This window comes from Bacteroides ndongoniae (assembly GCF_900108345.1).
Classification (GTDB): domain Bacteria; phylum Bacteroidota; class Bacteroidia; order Bacteroidales; family Bacteroidaceae; genus Bacteroides; species Bacteroides ndongoniae.
Map to the genome: position 1 here is coordinate 762509 of NZ_FNVV01000013.1, position 15319 is coordinate 777827.

Consider the following 15319-nt stretch of genomic DNA (forward strand, 5'->3'; position numbering starts at 1 on the left):
TTGTGAATAGGCTTTTACAATGAGGCGATGAATATTTCCATGAGCATACCGGGCAGCTCGTCCAACCGGTCGCCTTCCGACGGCAGGATTCTGCGCAGTTTCTCGAACGCGGCAGGCGTTTCTGCGGCCATACTGTAAAGGGTTTCCTTATCTTCCGGGGACAATAGCGTCATGCAGAGGCCGTCCAAGGAAGCATAAGGTTGTAGAATCATCCAGACATAGGCTTGTGCCTGTTCGGGCGTTGTGACCTTCCCACGGCGTATGTTGTCAAGACAGGCACGCACGTTCTGAATCAGCCGACGGTCGGTACGTAAGGCCATGTATATCGTGGCGTCCTTGTAAGTGATTTCCTTGCGTCCGGCGGCGAAAAACACCTCGGAGCAGCATTTCTCCGTGTCACGGGTGATGTCGGCCATATTCGCTTCGCCAAGCTCGTACAACCCGGACAGGAAAGCCCGAAAAGCGGCATCCTCTTTTTCGATGAATCTTTTGAGGTCTCCGTTCCCGTGTATTCCGCTGTTCAGGGTTTCGGCAAGCACGTTACGATATGCTGACAGAATTTGCTCCTTGCTACCCCGACAGGCCGGACGTTTATCCAGTTCTGCGAAAAACGGACGGATCTCTTCGGCGGAACGGCACAATTCCACGTCCCCGGCATAAGGTGAGAAGCGTTCTTTCAAAACCAGCACTTCTTTGTAGGTGCGAGGTTTCGACATCGCCAGCCGGGAAAGTTCTGAACGGACGGAATCGTGCAGCAGAATGCACTCCTCTCGTATGTCGGAATGTGTCCGATAAGCCGTGTCCCGGTGCATGGCTGCGGTCACGGAGTCTTTCAAGGTCCGCCACTTTCCGATATAAGCGGTCAAGTCCTCAAAGGAAAGTTCTTTTTGCCCGCGTACTTCGGACAGATACTTCCGGTACAGATTGGCTGGAGTGGACTGGGCTTCGACCAGTGATTTGCCGTTCGTACTGTCGCATGATGTGAGCGTGAAAACGGCAGTAGAAACGGCAGAAAGTCCAGCAATGGAGAGTATGATTTTTAAGTATGATTTCATATGATTTATAGTTTGATTTTGTATTTATCACCGCAAATCTAAGTATAAATTTCAAGATGTCAACCGCCGAAATTTATTTTATAAGCTATTTTTAACATTGTACTTAATAGTTTGATTTTCAATGAAAACAAGTGAAGATAACGGGATATTCAGAGGGTTTCTCATACTATTTTTGCTCAAAGTATGGTTTAGTTTAAAATAAAACTCTTACATTTGTACTTATTATCATAGAAACGCACAGTGATATGGCAAAAGTAGGTTACATATTCAAGGCGGACCGTTACGACGGACTCGAGGCTGACAAAGAGTGGATGGAGAAGTACGGTTGTGTACAAGTGATAGAGGAATCGGTCGATAACGAAGCACTGCGTCCCAAATGGAAACAGCTTGTAGCGAATCTCGAAAGAGGCGACGAAATCGTGGTGGCCAAATTCAGCAACGCTCTCCGTGGGTCGCGCGAATTGTCCGCGTTCATCGAGTTGTGCCGAATCAAGGTGGTGCGTATCATATCCATCCATGACCGGATCGACTCGCGGGGAAAACTGTTCCCCGAAACGACGGCTGCCGATGTGCTGGAGATGTTCGGGGCGCTTCCCGAAGAGGTGGCGGTATTGCGGTATTCGTCCGCGCATGTCATGAACCTGCAACAGAAAGCGAAAGTCCCGAAAAAAACGATGAAGGCGATGGATAAGGCCGACCGGGAGAATACCATCGTTGATATGTATGTCAACGGTCATTCTTTCGAGGACATCATGGCGGTAAGCGGGTACAACAGCCGGAGTTCGGTGTTCAGCGTGCTCAACAAGCATGGTGTCGAACTGAACCGGGGAAAATTCAAAGGGCCGTTGGGCAAACGTAAACCGAAAGACGGGCAATAAGCCTTTATTCTCGCCGGATTAAAATGAAATATTTTTTGAGAATTAGGGCTATATGCTTTCTATTCTCGCTGATTTTTAGTATCTTTATATTAACTTTAAACATTGTAGAATATGGGAGAACTTATCGTTTTTATAGTGGTTTTCTATGTTATCGGAAAGATTCTGAAAGCTATTTTCGCTGGTTTCAGCAAGAGTGATTACCATCATGACCGGTAAACGGTGGCCGGGGCTTGCCTGTCCTGACTGCAGGATACGGACTTGCATGCTTTTGATGTCCCTTTCCTCTTATCGGCGGCTTTCCGCTTGTCTGCGGGAATAGAACGGTTCGTGCCGAAGGAACATCGTGAGGTAAAAGGGGGTTATCGTTTCCGTAATATTATCAGGCCGGCAATTCAGGCGACAAAGAGATATGTTATTATCTTTGCGACGGATTTTATAATAAAACAGTATGACAAAAGCGGATATTATTGCCCGGATCGCACAGGATACCGGAATAGAAAAGTCGGTAGCGACAACTGTAGTAGAGGCATTCATGGAGAGTGTCAGGGAGTCGATGATCGCCGGGAACGAGGTGTTCCTGCGAGGGTTCGGAAGTTTCATCCTCAAACAGAAGGCGGAGAAAAAGGCTCGTAACTTTTCAAAGAACACGACTATCGTGATCCCGGCTCACCATGTTCCTGCGTTCAAGCCCGCAAAGACATTCTTGGATGCGGTAAAAGAGGGAAAATAAAGAAAGTATAAACGGTTTTCTTCATAAGTGTGTCGGGAGACCGCTGTGCAATGGTTACACAGGATAACAGGACGCCGCGACTGTCTTTTGTGGACGGTTGCGGTATTTATTTTGCCGTATGTTATAAAAAAGGAGCTGGCACAAAGAGCCGGCTTTCATCGGCGGCTCTTTGTGTTTCCTTGCTTAATCCGTCACCTCGTAATAATAACTTAACTCGTCATCTTTCAGGTTCTCTACCGCATATTGACCTGCCTGCTCCCAAAGGGTGTTGTAAAGTGTCGCAAATTCCGGTTTCGTTTCATAATACTGCCAGATTTTATGATTGAGTACCAATATCAGTTCTGTGAGGTATTTATAGTTATCTTTCCATCCCTCGAAAGCACGTTTGAAAGTGTCTTTTATAGCTGACAGACCGAATCGGTCCGCTATTGAGAAGTCCTCCCAAAAAGTTGTCTGTAACTCGTAACCGTTTTCTCGCATAAATTCTCTAAATGTCATACGCTTTAAATTTTAAGTTTGAACTGTTTTTTGTTTTTCCCTTTGGTACAATCCCGTACCGAAAGGCTGATTATTTTTCTGCCCACGGGATTGGCGGCAAGTGCGGGCAAGGAGGCAACGGTAAATACGCTCTCCAACGAAGGCGGAGAGGAAGATTTTCCGGCTGCAAGCGCCAGCGGTCCTTGTCGGGACTGGTAGCCGACAATCGAACTTTGCAGAAACAATAACCGGGCTTTCGGCATGGAGTGTGTCTGGGAAACGGCTGTAAAGAGTAAAACGGAGAGGCTAAGGTGTTATAAGAGGATTGCTTTCCGGCTGGATAGCCGGAGTACAAGGGGGGGGGACGGACCGCACTTCGATAAAAGGGAAAAGGTTATGAAGATATAAAGGGGTAATTCCGGCAAAAGGATTCAGGACACATCTATTGCCAATGTATCCCGAACCCGTACCGGTCATTATCTGTACCGAATGTTTAGGAAACCCATTTGTAACCTTCGTCCGTCAGTTCAAAATATTCGTCCATTCCCGGTTTCACAAAAAACATGATTTCAAAGGCTTCGTTGCTTCCACCTTCGGGTATCGTCATGTCGATTTCTCCATTGCGGGCTGTTCCTCTTCCCGTATTGAAACCTAAGTCTTCGTCTGCATAGGCGTAATGAAATTCCACATCCGGAAATATTTCGGAAAGTTTTTGGATAAGCTGTGGCACGCCGTTCCATGCCGTATCGAACCAAAGTATGTTCGGCTCTTCAAAACTCTGGTTATAGGCATTCCATTTTGTACCCCATGTGGCGATAGACCACTCAAACCAAGTGGGATAACCGTACTTTTTCCGGTTTTCCAGATACGTTTCTCCAAGTTGCAGCGCTTCTTGTCTGTCTTTTTCCGCCAATCCTCTCATCCATTGAACGGCTCTCAAATCGTCATCGTCCAATAAAAAATAGAATGGCTGCCGCTGCATTGCTTCGAGACATCTCATACCGAAATCTCCACTACTGTTTTTTTCTATCAACAGTTCTTCGGGCATAGGAATGATGTTGTTGAAGTCGATGTAACAAGGCGTATTGTCATCATCGGTTTTACCTTTTAAGAAATTCATTACTTTTTGTACTGTTTCCCGGTCTGCGTTTATTTCTAAACGGTTTGTCACATGATTAGGCATAATCTTAGTTTTTTGAAATTGTTAATACTTATTTCCCCTCTTGTCGGCTCTTTCTTCCTGAACCGCTTTTGGGTTTTACGGATGCGGTACATGGCTGTCGGGAAAACTTCATACGGTGGCTTTTCTTGCCAAATTACTCTTACCCCTGTAAGGAAGAATTTTGCAAGAAATGCACTTCAAGCCACCGGATCAAGTGCGACGGCCTACCTTTGCATCTGGTAAAACCAAACCGGTGATGGAAAGAAGAAAAGACGGGAGATATGCGAAAGACCGGGGTCGGTATAAAGGGTGGATATTGCTCCGTGAGTGATTATAAAAAAGGAATAGGGCTGATTATAAAAGGTGACGGTTCTGCGTTCGGCCATTCGATAAAGGATACCGCAACCACCTCTGGCGGGTGCATTGCGGTATTTGTGGACAGCATTTTATGCTGCTTTGTCCGGCTTGCGCTGCCTTGTTTTCCAGCCGTACACGGCGGCTACATACGGATAGAGGGAACGTGTTCTCCGGCGGAAACCTTCTTCGTCGATTTCACGGTTGTAAATCTTATCGGCGATACGTTCCGCTTCGTCACGGTCTTTGGCGATACGATATAAGGCGTAGTTCGTACCGTCATGATGGCCCATCCGTCCGCGAATGTTGTAGCCGTCGCCGTACCATTCTGCATCGTCGCACTGGGATTTCAAAATATCGGCAATGGTGCTGCCCAATATTTGATAGCCTTGTCTCCGGCCTTTCCATAATCCCAAGTTGCCGAACACGACAATAATGCCGTCCACTTCTTTATTTAGGTTGCTCCGTTCATCATCCAACCAGCGATATACTTCTTCAGCCCATTCTTCGTCGCTGACCTCGTAACTGTCATCGTCCAATATTTCCCTCTGGGAATTTTGATAGTATTCTTTTGCCTTTTCGTCCAACAGGTCATAGCTTGACCAAATTATCTGTTTCATACGCTTTGAATTTTAAGTTTGACTTTCATTTTTTATCCCTGCCTTCGGAGGGTTTCCCTCGTCCGGCGGAATTTGATTTTACGTGCGGACCACAAGGCGGACAGAAGGGAAATAAGGCAAGGAGGAAGCGGATAGTCCCGTGGACGGTTTCATTTGTGTTGAACAAGTATTGACGAGCTTGCGAGTTGATGGTTGTTAACCACAAATGAATCCGCGCCTTGCCGATTCCCGACCGCCTTAACTTTGCACGGGAAAATCAATGGACGACGGCGGACTCTTCGTGTGGAGTATGAAGGAGTATAAAAGTGGGGACGTTCCGGAACGGTAACGAGCAAAACAAAAGCGGCTTCCAAGCCGCTTTGTCCGGATAAGGCAGAGGTTATTTCTTGCCTTTTCCCGGTTTCTTTTCCGGCTCGGCGGGAGTTTCCTCCTTTTCGACGGCCGGATAGAACTTGGTGGTGACCATCACGATACGGCTGTGCTTTACGCCGTCCTTGTCGGACCACTCTTCGGGTTTGAAATAGCCCTCCACGGTCAGGAGCGTACCTTTGGTCAGTTGGTCGAACGAACCGGCATTCTCTTTTTTGCGCCATGCTTCCATGCTCATTAGAGCTGATATGCGGCTGGTTTCATCGCCGTTCTTCTCCTGACGGCTGATTGCCAATGGGAAACGTGCTACACTGGTGTTGGTGAACTGGCGGATTTCAGCGTCCTTTGCTACGAATCCGGTTACTACGAAACTGTTCTCGATCTTTTTCATTGCGATTGTTTTTTGAAGTTAATAAATCATTTTTACGGTGCGGAAAAAGTAGGTGCAGTCAAGGGGATGCACCAAGGATAGCGCATAAATACTCTTTATTTTGGAGCGCAGCCCCAAACCGAAGGCCCGATAAAGGAAGATTTATGCGGTACGCCATTGGTCAAGGCCGCATGGCCGTTCCCGTCTGCATACTAACTTTGCAACGGAATAATGATGATGACTTCGATAGAAAACGGTCGCGAAAAAGACGAGGCAAGACAGATCGTGGCGGATTTTGGTTCGAAAGGACTTGTCCGCCTGACAACACAAGGGACGGCTTATTCCGGCATGAAGCCGGGAAGAATACCAGGGATAGGAAACATGCCGTTCACTGGCAAGATGGAAACGGCACAAGCGGGTATGCCGTCCGACCAACCCATAGGGCTGCTTTTGCGGTGGATTTCAACGGATGGAGAGCCGACAATCGGCGTGTACGGTGTATCAGTGTGGGGCTGTCCTGCCTGTTCCCGGTCGAAGGAATGGAGAAACGGCAAAGGGAAAAAGGCAGGACGCTGCCTTGTGTGTAAAGCGGCGAGGTAGCGTTCGTGCGAGTGAACGTTCGATATAAAAGGATATGGCGTAGCCAGAAGGTATAAAGGGGTATTTCCGAAGGAAACGGTATGAGCGTATGTTCGAAAATAAAAGAGGGTATCGCACCGGCATATCTGTCTTAGCCGGTGTAAACGGGCTGAAACTGATACTACAGCCCGTTACTGTATTTACCTTTTTTCTGTTTCGGTCTGTAATTCTACCGGCTCGTCATCCCATGTCAGTTCTTTGCCGAGAAGTTTGTAAACAGTCCCTTTGGGGAGTTCTATCTCGATTGGTATGTTGTACACTTCTTCCAAATACTCCCAATGCCCACAACGGGCTTTTCGGGCATAATCCATTCTGTTCCGTCTTTATTTACTGCCAACCATGCCATAATATTACATTTTTAATCTGTTTCTTTGTGATAATTTTATTCTTCTTGTGTTATCATTCTCTTGCTGTATTCCAAAATTTTATCCATCGTAAGCCACTCCGGTTTTTCGTCCTCTTTGAAACTATCATGCAGTTTTATCATAAACTCAATTTGCAATTTTTCGTCACCAGCCCATAAGGATTTGGGGTGTCTGTTACCGTAATTAAGGTAATACTCACAATCTGACTGTAAGCGTCCTAATAACTGGTATCTGAAAACTGAATCTCTGTGTATTACTTCGTCTACCGTTACTCTTCCATTTGAATTTGTTACATCGTTTGCCATAATCTATAAAATTTTAAGTTTTCTTTTTTTCCCTCTTGTAGCACCAACTACTTTCGGGCCTGATTTAATTATGTCGCCTCGAAAGGTGTCATGGCTCTTTATGCAAGGTTTTACGATTAAATACTACCCGTGCGAAGCGGAGGGTGGAGATTTTGTCGTGAACCGTCAGGCTTGACCTTGCATACAAGAAAGACATGACAAGTACCTTTGCGACACAATTCATATCAGGCAGCCCGAAAGCGATGTGCGAATACAGGGAAGAGAAGGTCTCTTGCAAAAGGTCCGATAGTTTATATAAAAGGGTTGCAGCGAAAAGAAAAATATAAATGGATATTCCAGGCTGTATAAGAATTTTGATTGTGAGGATAAAAAAAGGTATTGAGCCAGCATGTTTATCGTGAGAAAAGAAACGGGCTGCAACTGGCAGTTCCAGTTCAGCCCGTAAAAGTACATCGGAGGTCTCTTGCCTGTTCCCGTCAGAAATGGGCTACCATAATCCGATGTTTGAAAATTCTGTTTTTATTGCTCGGTCGCCGTTGGTTTATCCAGATATGGTGTGCTCCGTATCCGAATATGAAATACTCATCGAGCGGGGTTTCGTTCTTCAAGCGTTCCATACTTGCACGAAGTTCGGTTTCATCGACTGAAAGAAGAATCGTGTTCATGATTCGGAAATAGATTTCTTCCGCTTCATCGCTATAGCGGCAAAAGACGTGTTCGATTGTTACATTCATAGTTCTATTGGTTTGATTGAGGTGTTTCGGGTACATTAGTCATTATTGATTCTCCGTCTTGATTGAAAATCTCTATTGTCGGGTTGCCGTCGTTTTCTTCGGGGAGCATGAATTCCGATGTATCGGTCAATGCTTGCCACTCTTCATAGCAAAGACGGTTGTCAATGATGTTCGACACGTCCTCACAGTTCCATGAGCGGACGATTGCCTCGGCTTCTTCGTAACTATTTGCTTTCACACTGAAATAATCCCGTTCCCAACTTGTAACCTTACGGTCTTGATAAAATTTGTATTTTCCCATTATCCTTGTTTTTTAACTGTTTACTTCTACAATATCCTCGATTCTGCCATATAGTATCGAGCGTAATGCTGTTTTGTCAGTAGCATAATACTCGTGAATACTTCCGTACTGTTTGACGAAATACCGTTTGAGAACGTCGGAAAAGTCAAAGTGATAACCGCTCAAGGCAATTCCACGTTTGAAATAAATGCTCTCTCGCACGTTACGGGTAATCCAGTTTTTTTCTTCCCGGTTTAACTTGCCTCCGTTATTCAGGTGTACCCGCAATTTGTAAACCTTGCTGTCCTGTAATATCTCCAGTTCGGGAATGTCCCATTTGACGAATTTTGTTGCTATCTGTATCATACGTTTGCTATCGTTTAATCATGGATAACCACTTCATCACGGTATTCTGAAATTTCCTTGCCGCTTTCAAGGCAGACAACTATGGTATTGCCATAGTCGCCCACAATTGTGCCTTCCGTGTAACCTTTATATGGATCGTGTAGCGTGCAGGATAAGCCGATAATATCGCTGTCTTCTTCGTATTCGTACATAGTGAATGTGTTTTAGGTTACAGTTTGATGTTCCATTTGCCTTGCGAGAATATCCGAAAGCTCACGTATTCGTCCTCTAACTCGTATGTCAGTATGCGGATATAGATTTTGTCTTTGGCTGCCAAAGAGGCTACCAGTTCATCAATTTCTTTTTCCGGGTATTCCCAACGGGAAGAAAATTCGGCATCTACCGTGTCGCCATACCGGTTGACAAGGCCGTTGAAATTATCGTCCAGAAATGCCTCTATCTTATCGAGGTCCTGTTTGTTTTCCGTACTTGCGTGGAAAATGTTTGTTGCATAGTTTGCCATAACTCTGAATTTTAAGTTTTCTTTTTTCCCTCTTGTAGCATCTGCTACTTTCGGGTTTGATTTAATTATGTCGCCTCGAAAGGTGTCATGGCTCTTTATGCAAGGTTTCACGATTAAATACTACCCGCGCGAAGCGGAGGGTGGAGATTTTGTCGTGAACCGTCAGGCTTTGACCTTGCATACAAGAAAGACATGACAAGTACCTTTGCGACACAATTCATATCAGGCAGCCCGAAAGCGGATGTGCGAACACAGGGAAGGGAAGAACTCGTATAAAAGGTTGATGGCTTATAAAAAGGGGGTGCAGCGAAAAGAAAAATATACCGTAGAATGTTTTCTCTTTGTGCTGTACAATAGGGAACGGAGTATTTTAATGAAGTCTGGGAGAAGGTTTAGTTTAGTCCGTTAGCCTATATATATGCTAAATCAAAGTAAACTATATTTAGGCAGACAAATTTGCCTGCCTATAAGTTTTTCCTTACCTTTGTATGAACTAAAGAAGACTTGTTTTTCTTTTGGCTGCAATGGCTCTTGGAAGCTCAAATGTAACTGTCGAACGAGGAAAAAAATTCTGGAAGGAAGCTGTTCAAGAAGTCCCGATTATAAGCAAGTGCAAGGAAAGAAACAGAGTGAAAACAAAAAATCGGGAAATGACTTTAATTAGCAATTTTGTTTCTTATTTGTTCCTCAATTAAAATCATAAAATTTTCAATAATTTGATTTTCAGACTATTACATGTAGTATTTTTGAGGAATTAAATTTATTGCCAATAATGTTATACCATCAACGGAATCCGCCATCGTCCTCTCCGGCCGTCCATTCTCCCTGCCCACTCGCCTTCACAAGTTGAGACCCGTTTTGCCCGGTTGCCCGAGCCACGACTTCGGGCCGCTTGAGTTGCGGGAACAGGGCAGTTTATCGGCAATGGCGGCATTGCATACAATAAATTCAAATATACAAAAATATTCGGGAGGCGCAGGCTTCCGCTCCGGATTTAACATTTCGAACGGTGCGGAAGAGAAAACAAGAGCGGCTTCGCCCGTGCTTGAATGCCGGGCAGAGCCGCCTTTTTTGCGCCCGTATGCGGGGAAAACAAGGGGCGGCGGGAGGAAAACGGAAAAAATCATTCCATACCCTTCCCATACTATGGAATGCGGCTGCGGCGGATTGCAGACCTTTGCACCGTAATCATTAAGAAATAACAGTTATGGACACAATGACAATGGAACAAGCCCGTGGCAGGACGGGTGCGGGAAACGGCGGCAAGACCGGGCGGAAAACCGTCAGGGGGAAAGACCCGGAGACCGTGGCGCAGGAGCAGTTCGAGGCATGGATGCAACGCATCATGGAGCGGTTTGACCGTCAGGACAAAATCATCTCGGTGCTGATAAACAAGGATGCCGCCGGGGTGAAGTACATGGACGGGGAACGGCTGTATGACAACCAGGACCTGTGCGAGATGCTGCGCACCAGCAAGCGGTCGCTGCAACGCTTCCGCAGCGAGTACGGGCTGCGCTACCGGAAAATCAGCCGCAAGAGCTACTACAAGGAGTCGGACGTGCTGGAGTTCATCAGCCGGAACATGGAGGAGGTTGTGCAGGACGGCGAGAAGGTGCTGAAGATGAAGGAGGAGGCGAAGAGGAAACCGGACAAGGCGAAGAGAAAAGGCGGGAAGCGTGTGGCGGGACACCGCTGAGAGTATATCGCAAAGGCGAAAAGAAGGAAAAAAGGGATGCATGGGCAGAGTCCCGGCAGTCCCGGCATCCCGCCCCGCCCAATGTTTGCGGACATGGGCAAAGGGAAAGCGATACGACAAGAAAACGGATAAGCGGCGCAAGCCGTAGTGTTAATAATCAATTAAAATTAAAAAACATCGAAAATGGAACAGAAAAAGAAAAACGAGAAAGACGTGCTGGTCGTCCGCGACGAGAAGACGGGCGAAATCAGCGTAGTAGCCGGGCTGGACAGCAAGGGTTATCCGAAGACGGCTCCAGCAAAGGCAGAACACTCGCAGGACTTCCTGCGCTTCGACCGCCACGGCGACATGGTGGATAACTTCTTCAGGAACTTCTACCGCCAGTGCAAGGAGCCGACACGCTTCGGCTTCTACCGGGTGGCGGCGGACATGGCAGATGCGGTGCTGCCGGTCATCAAGGATTTGCTGAAAGACCCTGCGGCAAATGCGGAAATGCTCGCGGCGCACAAGGTGGACACTTCTGAATACCAGCGACAGGCGGCGGAAACGCTTGCCGGAGGACAGACCCCGGAAACGGAGGAGGCGAAAAGAGAAAATGCCGAGACGGAGGCTGTGGAACAGCTGGCTGCGGAGGAGGCGAAAAAAGAGAATACTGACGAAAATAGTGTACAACAAAAAACAGATGAGACAATGGAAGAACTGAAACAAGAACAGGGCGTACAGCCGTCCCAAGAGGGCGGAACGCCGACGGAACAGGTACAGGAACCGGCACAGGAGCAACAGCAACAGAAGCCGGAGAAGCAGAACCTGATAGCGGATGACCAAGTGGACTGGGAAGAGCTGCGCAAGTGCGGCATTGACAGGGAAAAGCTTTCAGAAAAGGATTTGAAAGCCCTGATGAATTACGGCAAGACGGGGCTGGTGACGGTGAAGCCGACCTTCGGCTACGAGAGCTACGAGCTGCAAGCCCGCCTCTCATTCCAAAAAACGGAGGACGGCAAGCTGAAACTCACTCCGCATTTCATCCGTGACGCGCCAAGGCTGGATGTTCCCTATAAGGGCTATTCCTTTACAGATGAGGACAGGAACAACCTGAAACACACGGGAAATCTGGGCAAGATGGTGAGCGTGGCGGATGAGAGGACCGGCGAGTTCCGCCCCTCGTACATCAGCATCGACCGCCTGACGAATGAAATCGTGGATGTTCCGGCGAACAAGGTGCGCATCCCGGACAAAATCGGGCTGACCCCCGTGTCATCGGCGGAGAAGGACATCCTGCGTGCCGGGCTTGCCTTGCCCAAGGAAGTGACGCTCAAGAACGGGCGTAAGTTCCATGCCCTGCTCCAAGTGAACGCCGACAAGCGCGATGTGGAGTTCGTGCCGGGACAGAAAAATCAGAATCAGGCACAACGGCTGGCGGACAGCAGGCGGGGGCAAAACAATGACCCGTCCGACACGCAGCAGAACCAAGGGAACGAAAGCGACGGGAAGCGGCAACGCCGCAACCGCTCGTGGACGAATGAGGACGGCAGCATCCGTCCCATCAAAAAATGGAAAGACGACACATTTACCGAACAGCAAATCAAGGATTACGTGGCGGGCAAGACGGTGGTGCTTGCCAACGCGAAGGACGACCAAGGGCAGCCCTGCACGAAGTACCTGAAGTTCAGCTTCGAGAAAGGGCGTCCGCTGACCTACTCGCAGAATCCCGACCTTGCGCAGACCGTCACCCCGTCGAACGAGAGCAGGACGCAGCTTGCCGTGAACAACGAGGGCAAGACCAACGAGGCCACCAAGCACGTGAAGGAGCCGTTGCAGCAGGGTCAGACCGCACCAAAGGACGAAACCCAGCAGAAACGGCAGACAAGAAAATCCAAAGGTGTGAAGGTGTCCTGATTGCCGCCACTAAATCCATCCGACAATAATCAACGGATTGAAACGGGGAGCATACACCGCCCTGTACCGCATATCCCACGGACAAGGCCGTGCCCCGTTTCATTCCCACCCGAAGAAACAAGAGTATCAACAAAATTAAATAGAAAAAGACATGATTACCATATTGGCAGAAAAACCGAGCGTCGCCCGTGAGATAGCACGGATTGTCGGCGCGATGAAGAAAGAAGAAGGGTATTTCACCGGAAACGGCTACCACGTGACATGGGCATTGGGACATCTGGTACAGCTCGCCATGCCCGACGGGTACGGAATCAAGGGCTTCCGGCGCGACAGCCTGCCCGTCATCCCCGAAAGGTTCGAGCTTGTTCCCCGTCAGGAGAAGACGGACAAGGGCTACAAGGCGGACGCTGCGGCGGTGAAACAGATTAAAGTGGTAACCAAGCTGTGGAACGAGAGCGACAGTATTATCGTGGCAACTGACTGCGCCCGTGAAGGAGAATTGATATTCAGGTACCTGTATGCCTATACTGGCTGTACCTTGCCCTTTCAAAGACTGTGGATAAGCTCGCTGACCGATGCCGCCATCCGCAAGGGATTGAAGGAACTGAAGGACGGTCACGAGTACGACAACCTCTACCAAGCCGCCAAAGCCCGGAGCGAAGCCGACTGGCTGGTGGGCATCAACGGCACGCAGGCATTGACCGTCGCCGCCGGACGGGGCACGTATTCCGTAGGGCGTGTGCAGACACCCACGCTGGCGATGGTCTGCAAGCGTTTCTGGGAGAACAAGCGTTTCACGCCCGAACCGGTACACCAACTGCATTTCTCCACCCCGTCGGTGAGCGTGAATGAGATTGTAAAGTTCGCCTCGGTGGAGAAATGGAAAGACAAGGAGGAAGCCGTCGCATTATATAATAAGGTAAAGGCACAAATGGCGGCAACCGTTGTCAAAGTCGAAAAGAAAGAGAAGGTGGAGAACCCTCCATTATTATATGACTTAACTACACTTCAAAAGGAGGCGAACACGAAGCACGGCTTCACGGCGGAACAGACGCTCGACCTCGTGCAGAAGCTCTATGAGGCGAAGCTCGTCACCTATCCGAGAACGTCGAGCCGCTACATCCCTGAGGATGTGTTTGCCGAAGTACCCCTGCTGTTCGACAGGCTTTCCTCTCATTCATCGTTTGCAGATAAAATCGAAAGCATGGGTGAATTGAACCGCCGCAGCGTGGACGCCTCGAAAGTGACCGACCACCATGCGCTGTTGGTTACACCCAACCGTCCGATGGCACTCTACAAGAACGAGCAGCTCATCTACGACATGATTGTGGGGCGCATGATTGAGGCATTTTCCCCGGAGTGCGTCAAGGACACGACCACCGTCCGTGCGGAGTGCGAAGGCGTGGCGTTTGAAACCAAAGGGTGCATCGTCCGCAAGGCGGGCTGGCGTTCGGTCTATGGCGAGGACAGGGAGGACACCGTACTGCCCGACTGGAAGGAGGGCGACACGCTGTCGATGAACGGCTGCACGATGAGTTCGGGCATGACCCGTCCGAAGCCGCTGCACACGGAAAGCACCCTGCTGGCGGCAATGGAGACCGCCGGACGCGAGGGCATGGAGGACGAGGAAGCGCGGCAGGCGTTGAAGGACTGCGGCATCGGCACGCCCGCCACCCGTGCCGCCATCATCGAGACCCTGCTCCGGCGCGAATACATGGTGCGCGTGAAGAAATCGCTCGTGCCGACGGAGAAAGGGCTTGCCTTGTATTCCATCGTGAAAGGCATGGACATCGCCGACGTGGAAATGACCGGGCGCTGGGAGTCGGAACTGGCGGAGATAGAAAAAGGCAGGACACCGCACGAGGCTTTCCTGCGTGACATCGAGGGCTACACCCGCAAGATAACCACGGAACTGCTCGCCTGCGACAAAATCTTTGGTCACAAGGCATCGGGCTGCGCCTGCCCCAAGTGCGGCACGGGCACGATGCAGTTCTACGGCAAGGTGGTGCGCTGCGACAACCCGGACTGCGCCCTGCCGGTGTTCCGCCAGATAGCGGGCAGGACGCTCACCGACACGGAAATGACCGACCTGCTGGCAAAAGGGAGGACGGGTGTCCTCAGCGGCTTCAAGAGCAAACAGGGCAAGCCGTTCAGCGCGGCGGTCGCCTTCGATGCGGATTTCAACACCGTGTTCGAGTTTCCGGAGGCGAAAAGAACAAGAAAAGGGACAAACATGAAAGGAAGAAGAAAATAAATGACTACTTTTTGATAAAGTAAGCAGCATCTCGGAATAAAAATAAGCGAACTTATTTTGTTCTCCCCTCGATTTGCATTACTTTTGCCACTGATTCATGGAATAATCTGTTTCAATTCGTTGATACTGTTTATTTACATGGATTTAGTGGCGGCACTCGGAGGGATACCGGGTGCCTTTTTTCTTCCTTTCCGGCAAATGCCGGACAAGCCGGCGAAAAGAGAGGTACAGGTCGGCGGGCTCAGCCTCACACAGCCGGTGAAAAGA

18 protein-coding genes are annotated in these 15319 nt (G+C 48.9%); 6 read left to right on the top strand and 12 right to left on the bottom strand.

What is annotated here, in order from left to right:
* Positions 1-14: 14 nt before the first annotated feature.
* Entirely contained in the window at positions 15-1055 is a 1041-nt protein-coding gene (locus BQ5591_RS07505) for a hypothetical protein (protein ID WP_004294364.1), read from the bottom strand.
* Positions 1056-1300: 245 nt separating this feature from the next.
* Here BQ5591_RS07505 and BQ5591_RS07510 point away from each other — a divergent pair, with 245 nt between their 5' ends.
* Positions 1301-1933 (top strand): recombinase family protein, encoded by a 633-nt coding sequence (locus BQ5591_RS07510; RefSeq protein WP_004294363.1) that lies wholly within the window; start codon positions 1301-1303, stop codon positions 1931-1933.
* Between the two features lie 448 nt (positions 1934-2381).
* Positions 2382-2663, top strand: coding sequence for an HU family DNA-binding protein (locus BQ5591_RS07515; protein ID WP_004294362.1), 282 nt, complete (start codon positions 2382-2384; stop codon positions 2661-2663).
* Positions 2664-2846: 183 nt separating this feature from the next.
* Here BQ5591_RS07515 and BQ5591_RS07520 read toward each other — a convergent pair whose 3' ends face one another.
* The 4 genes from BQ5591_RS07520 to BQ5591_RS07540 all read right to left on the bottom strand — a co-directional run bounded on the left by BQ5591_RS07520 (position 2847) and on the right by BQ5591_RS07540 (position 6036).
* Positions 2847-3161 carry a hypothetical protein gene (locus tag BQ5591_RS07520; protein ID WP_004294361.1) on the bottom strand — a complete coding sequence of 105 codons (315 nt, stop codon included), beginning with the start codon at positions 3159-3161 and terminating at the stop codon, positions 2847-2849.
* Between the two features lie 472 nt (positions 3162-3633).
* A complete protein-coding gene (locus tag BQ5591_RS07530) occupies positions 3634-4323 on the bottom strand; it encodes a DUF1281 family ferredoxin-like fold protein (protein WP_004294358.1) in 690 nt (229 codons plus the stop codon).
* Positions 4324-4748: 425 nt separating this feature from the next.
* A complete protein-coding gene (locus BQ5591_RS07535) occupies positions 4749-5276 on the bottom strand; it encodes a hypothetical protein (RefSeq protein ID WP_004294357.1) in 528 nt (175 codons plus the stop codon).
* Between the two features lie 379 nt (positions 5277-5655).
* Entirely contained in the window at positions 5656-6036 is a 381-nt protein-coding gene (locus BQ5591_RS07540; RefSeq protein ID WP_004294355.1) for a single-stranded DNA-binding protein, read from the bottom strand.
* Between the two features lie 216 nt (positions 6037-6252).
* Here BQ5591_RS07540 and BQ5591_RS07545 point away from each other — a divergent pair, with 216 nt between their 5' ends.
* Positions 6253-6615: a hypothetical protein gene (locus BQ5591_RS07545; protein WP_004294354.1), complete on the top strand. Its 363-nt coding sequence runs from the start codon at positions 6253-6255 to the stop codon at positions 6613-6615.
* Positions 6616-6794: 179 nt separating this feature from the next.
* Here BQ5591_RS07545 and BQ5591_RS07550 read toward each other — a convergent pair whose 3' ends face one another.
* From BQ5591_RS07550 to BQ5591_RS07580, 7 genes are all read right to left on the bottom strand, one after another.
* Positions 6795-6965: a hypothetical protein gene (locus BQ5591_RS07550; RefSeq protein WP_004294353.1), complete on the bottom strand. Its 171-nt coding sequence runs from the start codon at positions 6963-6965 to the stop codon at positions 6795-6797.
* Between the two features lie 71 nt (positions 6966-7036).
* Positions 7037-7324: an LPD11 domain-containing protein gene (locus BQ5591_RS07555; protein WP_004294352.1), complete on the bottom strand. Its 288-nt coding sequence runs from the start codon at positions 7322-7324 to the stop codon at positions 7037-7039.
* Positions 7325-7800: 476 nt separating this feature from the next.
* Positions 7801-8058, bottom strand: a complete 258-nt coding sequence (locus BQ5591_RS07560) for a hypothetical protein (RefSeq protein WP_004294351.1) — start codon at positions 8056-8058, stop codon at positions 7801-7803.
* Positions 8059-8062: 4 nt separating this feature from the next.
* The gene (locus BQ5591_RS07565) at positions 8063-8359 is read right to left on the bottom strand and encodes a hypothetical protein (RefSeq protein ID WP_004294350.1); all 297 of its coding nucleotides are present in this window, start codon (positions 8357-8359) and stop codon (positions 8063-8065) included.
* Positions 8360-8371: 12 nt separating this feature from the next.
* Positions 8372-8704: a hypothetical protein gene (locus BQ5591_RS07570; protein ID WP_004294349.1), complete on the bottom strand. Its 333-nt coding sequence runs from the start codon at positions 8702-8704 to the stop codon at positions 8372-8374.
* A 14-nt stretch (positions 8705-8718) separates the two neighbouring features.
* Positions 8719-8895: a hypothetical protein gene (locus BQ5591_RS07575; protein ID WP_004294348.1), complete on the bottom strand. Its 177-nt coding sequence runs from the start codon at positions 8893-8895 to the stop codon at positions 8719-8721.
* 17 nt (positions 8896-8912) lie between these two features.
* Positions 8913-9206, bottom strand: a complete 294-nt coding sequence (locus BQ5591_RS07580) for a hypothetical protein (RefSeq protein ID WP_004294347.1) — start codon at positions 9204-9206, stop codon at positions 8913-8915.
* Positions 9207-10413: 1207 nt separating this feature from the next.
* Between BQ5591_RS07580 and BQ5591_RS07590 the strand changes: the two genes are divergently transcribed.
* The 3 genes from BQ5591_RS07590 (at position 10414) to BQ5591_RS07600 (ending at position 15052) form a co-directional block, all read left to right on the top strand.
* A complete protein-coding gene (locus BQ5591_RS07590; protein WP_071148895.1) occupies positions 10414-10902 on the top strand; it encodes a helix-turn-helix domain-containing protein in 489 nt (162 codons plus the stop codon).
* 183 nt (positions 10903-11085) lie between these two features.
* Positions 11086-12798, top strand: a complete 1713-nt coding sequence (locus BQ5591_RS07595) for a DUF4099 domain-containing protein (RefSeq protein ID WP_071148896.1) — start codon at positions 11086-11088, stop codon at positions 12796-12798.
* Positions 12799-12949: 151 nt separating this feature from the next.
* The gene (locus tag BQ5591_RS07600; protein ID WP_071148897.1) at positions 12950-15052 is read left to right on the top strand and encodes a type IA DNA topoisomerase; all 2103 of its coding nucleotides are present in this window, start codon (positions 12950-12952) and stop codon (positions 15050-15052) included.
* The last annotated feature ends 267 nt before the right edge of the window (positions 15053-15319 follow it).

What these genes read in the sequence shown, in the direction of transcription:
- BQ5591_RS07505 (WP_004294364.1), bottom strand. Translation starts at nt 1,055, where the DNA reads ATGAAATCATACTTAAAAATCATACTCTCCATTGCTGGACTTTCTGCC.
- BQ5591_RS07510 (WP_004294363.1), top strand. Translation starts at nt 1,301, where the DNA reads ATGGCAAAAGTAGGTTACATATTCAAGGCGGACCGTTACGACGGACTC.
- BQ5591_RS07515 (WP_004294362.1), top strand. Translation starts at nt 2,382, where the DNA reads ATGACAAAAGCGGATATTATTGCCCGGATCGCACAGGATACCGGAATA.
- BQ5591_RS07520 (WP_004294361.1), bottom strand. Translation starts at nt 3,161, where the DNA reads ATGACATTTAGAGAATTTATGCGAGAAAACGGTTACGAGTTACAGACA.
- BQ5591_RS07530 (WP_004294358.1), bottom strand. Translation starts at nt 4,323, where the DNA reads ATGCCTAATCATGTGACAAACCGTTTAGAAATAAACGCAGACCGGGAA.
- BQ5591_RS07535 (WP_004294357.1), bottom strand. Translation starts at nt 5,276, where the DNA reads ATGAAACAGATAATTTGGTCAAGCTATGACCTGTTGGACGAAAAGGCA.
- BQ5591_RS07540 (WP_004294355.1), bottom strand. Translation starts at nt 6,036, where the DNA reads ATGAAAAAGATCGAGAACAGTTTCGTAGTAACCGGATTCGTAGCAAAG.
- BQ5591_RS07545 (WP_004294354.1), top strand. Translation starts at nt 6,253, where the DNA reads ATGACTTCGATAGAAAACGGTCGCGAAAAAGACGAGGCAAGACAGATC.
- BQ5591_RS07550 (WP_004294353.1), bottom strand. Translation starts at nt 6,965, where the DNA reads ATGGATTATGCCCGAAAAGCCCGTTGTGGGCATTGGGAGTATTTGGAA.
- BQ5591_RS07555 (WP_004294352.1), bottom strand. Translation starts at nt 7,324, where the DNA reads ATGGCAAACGATGTAACAAATTCAAATGGAAGAGTAACGGTAGACGAA.
- BQ5591_RS07560 (WP_004294351.1), bottom strand. Translation starts at nt 8,058, where the DNA reads ATGAATGTAACAATCGAACACGTCTTTTGCCGCTATAGCGATGAAGCG.
- BQ5591_RS07565 (WP_004294350.1), bottom strand. Translation starts at nt 8,359, where the DNA reads ATGGGAAAATACAAATTTTATCAAGACCGTAAGGTTACAAGTTGGGAA.
- BQ5591_RS07570 (WP_004294349.1), bottom strand. Translation starts at nt 8,704, where the DNA reads ATGATACAGATAGCAACAAAATTCGTCAAATGGGACATTCCCGAACTG.
- BQ5591_RS07575 (WP_004294348.1), bottom strand. Translation starts at nt 8,895, where the DNA reads ATGTACGAATACGAAGAAGACAGCGATATTATCGGCTTATCCTGCACG.
- BQ5591_RS07580 (WP_004294347.1), bottom strand. Translation starts at nt 9,206, where the DNA reads ATGGCAAACTATGCAACAAACATTTTCCACGCAAGTACGGAAAACAAA.
- BQ5591_RS07590 (WP_071148895.1), top strand. Translation starts at nt 10,414, where the DNA reads ATGGACACAATGACAATGGAACAAGCCCGTGGCAGGACGGGTGCGGGA.
- BQ5591_RS07595 (WP_071148896.1), top strand. Translation starts at nt 11,086, where the DNA reads ATGGAACAGAAAAAGAAAAACGAGAAAGACGTGCTGGTCGTCCGCGAC.
- BQ5591_RS07600 (WP_071148897.1), top strand. Translation starts at nt 12,950, where the DNA reads ATGATTACCATATTGGCAGAAAAACCGAGCGTCGCCCGTGAGATAGCA.